The organism is Sphaerospermopsis aphanizomenoides BCCUSP55, from assembly GCF_001586785.1.
Classification (GTDB): domain Bacteria; phylum Cyanobacteriota; class Cyanobacteriia; order Cyanobacteriales; family Nostocaceae; genus Sphaerospermopsis_A; species Sphaerospermopsis_A aphanizomenoides_A.
In genome coordinates this window covers 1-4,413 of record NZ_LUFH02000187.1, presented here as the reverse complement: position 1 = coordinate 4,413, position 4,413 = coordinate 1, and the positions used below count along the sequence as shown (strand labels likewise).

The 4,413-nt window shown below is 39.2% G+C and carries 4 protein-coding genes; 1 reads left to right on the top strand and 3 read right to left on the bottom strand.

Features of this window, described 5'->3' with window-relative positions; genetic code table 11:
• Positions 1-787: DUF3685 domain-containing protein (locus A0J48_RS25915; RefSeq protein ID WP_200327449.1), on the top strand; the 787-nt coding region annotated here is incomplete at its 5' end.
• Between the two features lie 221 nt (positions 788-1,008).
• Here A0J48_RS25915 and A0J48_RS25910 read toward each other — a convergent pair.
• From A0J48_RS25910 to A0J48_RS25900, 3 genes are all read right to left on the bottom strand, one after another.
• A complete protein-coding gene (locus A0J48_RS25910) occupies positions 1,009-2,529 on the bottom strand; it encodes a dihydrolipoyl dehydrogenase family protein (RefSeq protein ID WP_200327448.1) in 1,521 nt (506 codons plus the stop codon).
• 159 nt (positions 2,530-2,688) lie between these two features.
• Entirely contained in the window at positions 2,689-3,804 is a 1,116-nt protein-coding gene (cobD, locus tag A0J48_RS25905) for a threonine-phosphate decarboxylase CobD (RefSeq protein ID WP_200327447.1), read from the bottom strand.
• Positions 3,805-3,830: 26 nt separating this feature from the next.
• On the bottom strand, positions 3,831-4,115 hold the full coding sequence (locus tag A0J48_RS25900; RefSeq protein ID WP_190563584.1) for an HU family DNA-binding protein: 285 nt from the start codon (positions 4,113-4,115) through the stop codon (positions 3,831-3,833).
• Between the last annotated feature and the right edge of the window lie 298 nt (positions 4,116-4,413).

Genomic DNA, 4,413 nt, shown 5'->3' with positions numbered 1-4,413 from the left:
AAACAAGATATTAAATAATTTATGGCAGTCAGCTATTAAAGATTTCTATGGTAAATTTCCTCAGCTAAATCTAGAAGATACCAATATAGAGATAGCAGAATTTTTGTTAAACAATGCAATAGGTGTAGAAACTGAAATTCTCAATAAAATTCCTTTGCTTGAGGAATTGTTGTCTTATCTACTGTGGCAAACGGATTTGTATGTTGATAATGCATCTTATCCAGCAGGAAGCGAGACAGCAAATTCACAAGCATCAATGATATTAGAGAACTTGTTGATTCAGGTTGGCAATGGAGTATTACAACCATTATTAAATTTTTTAGCAGATGTAGAAATAATTAAACAAAATTTTTATGCCCGACACTTGATTTCTACAAGAGAAATTGAACGCTTTAGAAACAATTTATCTTGGAAATACAGATTAAATAATTATGTCAATGAACCCCGTGCTATTTTTGAAAGTCGCTATGAACTATTTGTGTTTGCACCTCGTGGTATCGCCAAAATTTCAATTTATGCACCTCGAAATCAAGAGTTAGCACAGCTTGCTGGTTTTCCTCTCATGGTGACATTGGTGCTAGAATTTCGGGATGCGATCGCACCACGAATACAATCTTTATTATCTTTTTTAGGTAGTGGAATCGTTTTTATTCTCACGCAAATAATTGGTCGTGGTTTAGGGTTAGTTGCGCGTGGTATTCTACAAGGTATCGGTAGTGTTTCCTTCACAGACAGAAATCTCAAGCAAAATAGTGAAAAACCAAATAACAACTCCAAATTTCCCTAATGAACAATGAATTTATAGCTAATCAAGACTTATAGCAGAAGGCAAAAGGCAAGAGGCAAAAGGCAAGAGTGAAACCCTGGCTATTATTAGGTTTTAAGGTTTAACAATGTCCAGGTAGTTAGGACATTCGCCAAAACTAAAACTTAGACTCTTAAACCCGGATTTCTCACTGTACCCTGTCACCTGTCACCTGTCACCTGTCACCTGTCACCTGTCACCTGTTATAAATTCCAATCGCGGCGAAAATGAAAGAAGCTTTGTAAAAACTCTTGTAAAGTATGGTTTTTATTTAGCTTTTGTTGATTCCATTCTCTTACAGTTTGTTCTAAAATTTCTGAAAAGCTCGGATAAATAGGTGTTAAATGTTCTAAATTTTGAATTTTCAGATTTTGTGACATTGCTAAGGCGATTAAATTAATTAGCTCTCCCGCTTCTGCACCTAATATAGAACATCCTAAAATCTTGCCATTTTCCAAAACAATTAATTTACAAATACCGGTAATTTCATTTTTTATTTGGGCGGCTGTGATTGATTTAAAATATTGTTTTAAAACTAAAATTTCATTTTTACTATATCTTTTTTTAGCTTGTGTCTCTGTTAACCCTACCTGTGCTACCATCGGTTGAGAAGAGATTGCCCAAGGAATGAAATGGTAATTAACTGCAAATTTAGGAAAAAATAAAGCATTTTTTATGGCGATTTTAGCTTCATAATTAGCAATATTGACAATATCATAACCACCTATGACATCGCCACAAGCGTAAATGCGTTGGTTAGTAGTTTGGAGTTTTTCATTAACTAATAAACGGCGTGAATTCCATTTCACTCCTACTGCTGCTAAATTGAATGATTCTAGATTTGGTTTTTGTCTAGTTGCCACTAAAATCTCATCCGTCTCAATGGCTTTGTCTCCAGCTTGAACCCATTTTTTATCTTCAATTCGCCGCACTTGAGTTACTGTTGTTTGGGTCAAGACACGCACACCATCAGCTTCTAATTGTGCAATCAATAATTGGGCTATTTCTGGATCAAGATGAGAAAGAACGCTGGGATAATTCAAAATTAAATTGATGCTGCAACCTAAACGAGCTAATGTTTGGGCAATTTCCATACTTTGGGGTAAGCCACCCAGAATTACCCAATTTTTTGGCGGGTTTGGTTTTTCTAAAGATTGCCAAACATCAGCAAGAGTTAGATAACCAGTAGTTTTTAAACCTGCAATATCAGGAATTTGGGGACGTGAACCACAAGCCAGTAAATAAGTACGGGCGTTTAAAATTCGATCATTAACCGCAAAACTAAGTTGAGGAGAAGATTGAAATTGACCATTACCAATAATGACATCAACACCTTGAGCAGCTAAATTAGCAAGAGAATTAACTTGGTTGAGATTTGTGGCGATCGCATCAGCATAAATTATCGCCTGTTTCCAATTATTAACGTAGTTGGCTTGAGGTCTTGATAGTTCTGATTTTTGTACTAATGTAGTATCACTACTCACGTCATCCAAGTCAATATCTGCTGTTGTATTTACTTGTTGGCTTATCACTCCCAGATTTGTCATATCTTGGCACTGCTGGGACATTTTACCAATTTCACCCAGTGGGTAATGATAATTAAATTTATAGTTGAGTTGAGGCTGTACCAAGGCAACTTTGGCGTGTAGTTGAGTTGCAGTTAAGGCAGCTTGATATCCGGCAATACTACCGCCAACAATTACAATATCGTAATCAATTTTCATTAGTCATTAGTCATTAGTCATTAGTCATTGGTCATTGGGCATTGGGCATTGGGCATTGGGCATTGGGCATTGGGCATTGGGTTATTAATCTTCCCCTGCCTCCCCTGCCTCCCCTGCCTCCCTTGCTTTCCCTGCTTTCTTTCTGTCACCTGTCAACTGTCACCTGATAACTAAATTGAGGGCTGTTAGTAGGCGTTGATTATCAGATTCAGAACGGACAGCAACGCGGAAAAAGCGATCGCCTAATTCTTTAAAGCTTAGACAATCACGAATTAAAATCTGGTGTTGTCGGAGTAATTTTGTTTGTAACTCAGAGGTAGACTGTTGGGACTCTACCAATAGGTAGTTAACAGCACCTTCTAAGGGTTTTAAACCGGGAATAGAGGCTAAACCTTGAAAAAGTTGATTTCGTGCCTGTGGTAGCCATTTCCAGGTTAGTTGTTGAAATTCTGTATCTTGTAGTGCTGCTATTGCGGCGGCAGCGGCTAAGGTATTTACAGGCCAAGGATCTCGCCATGATTGCCATTTAGCCAAACGGTCAGGGTGAGCGATCGCATATCCTAACCTTAATCCCGGTAAACTGTAAAATTTAGTGAGCGATCGTAATATCACCAAATTCTCATATTCCTGCACCAACCCAATCAGGCTTTGTTCCTGATCAGGTGGCAGAAAATCCATAAATGCTTCATCCACCACCACCAAAGCAAAATCTTGGAGATAGGGCAAAATATCATCTCGTAAAAATAGCTTCCCCGTCGGGTTGTGTGGGTTATTTAGCAGTAACCCGTATTCGTGGGATGGGGAGATAGGAAGATGGGGAAATAGGGAGATGGGGACAATTAATCTTCCCTCTTCACTGTTCCCTCTTCCCTCTTCCCTGTTCCCTATTTTCAAATCAACCGGAAACTCCAGCACTTTAGCGTTATAAGCCGCTAGGGTGCGGTAGTAGTCGCCAAAGGCTGGAGTAATTAACACTGTTGCCGTTAGTTGGGCTAATTCCCTACCGATCAAAGTCAGTAATTCTGCTGAACCATTTCCCGGCAGAATCCACTCAGAGGGTAGTTGATGAAAGTGACCCAGAGCGAGTTTTAGTTCACTATAATCTGGGTCTGGATAGTGTTTAAGATTACCAAGTTGGGACACAATCGCAGCAATGATGCTGTTTGGTGGTCCCAACGGGCTAATGCTGGCAGAAAAATCCACAATAGCATCAGGGGGACAGCCAGCTAATGCTGCTGCCCAAGCTAAATTTCCCCCGTGTGCTTTTTGCCGCATCAAAAATAGATTTCCTAGAACAGAACCTACTCTTTTGGGGGTGCTACCCTTTCTCTAAATAGTTTCCCAGCAGAGAAGGCCGGAACCTTAGTTGCTGGTATTTCCATTTTTTCATTGGTTTTGGGGTTGCGACCTTCACGAGCTTTGCGTTCCCGTGATTCAAAAGAACCAAATCCCACCAAGGTGACTTTATCACCAGAAGCAACAGCCTCAATGATAGTGTCTATAGCGGCACTTAAAACTGCATCTGCTTGCTTTTTAGTCACACTAGCCTTTTCAGCCACTGCATCAACTAATTCACCCTTGTTCATAATCAAACTCCTTGAGAGGTTTACTGGAGATTTTTTCAAGATGTAATTTGTCGCATCTTTACGGAAATCTCTGTTGGCAGAATTACAAAAATCGTCCTTTAAGAGTATTTACACTCAAAACCGCTGTAAATCTGATTGGCTCGACTTTTCAATGAATCATTCTAAGGTGTTGTAGCCAGAAGTGAACAGATGAAAGCATTAATTTATATAGATTTCAGGATTTATTGTGTTTTTTGCTTCATTGTTGCCCTGGAAACACCTGATTTTTAGGAATAAATACTTACTGGGGATTGGGGAG

Bases quoted from the DNA above. Each gene is read 5' to 3' on its own strand.
- A0J48_RS25910 (WP_200327448.1), bottom strand. From the start codon at position 2,529: ATGAAAATTGATTACGATATTGTAATTGTTGGCGGTAGTATTGCCGGA.
- cobD (WP_200327447.1), bottom strand. From the start codon at position 3,804: ATGCGGCAAAAAGCACACGGGGGAAATTTAGCTTGGGCAGCAGCATTA.
- A0J48_RS25900 (WP_190563584.1), bottom strand. From the start codon at position 4,115: ATGAACAAGGGTGAATTAGTTGATGCAGTGGCTGAAAAGGCTAGTGTG.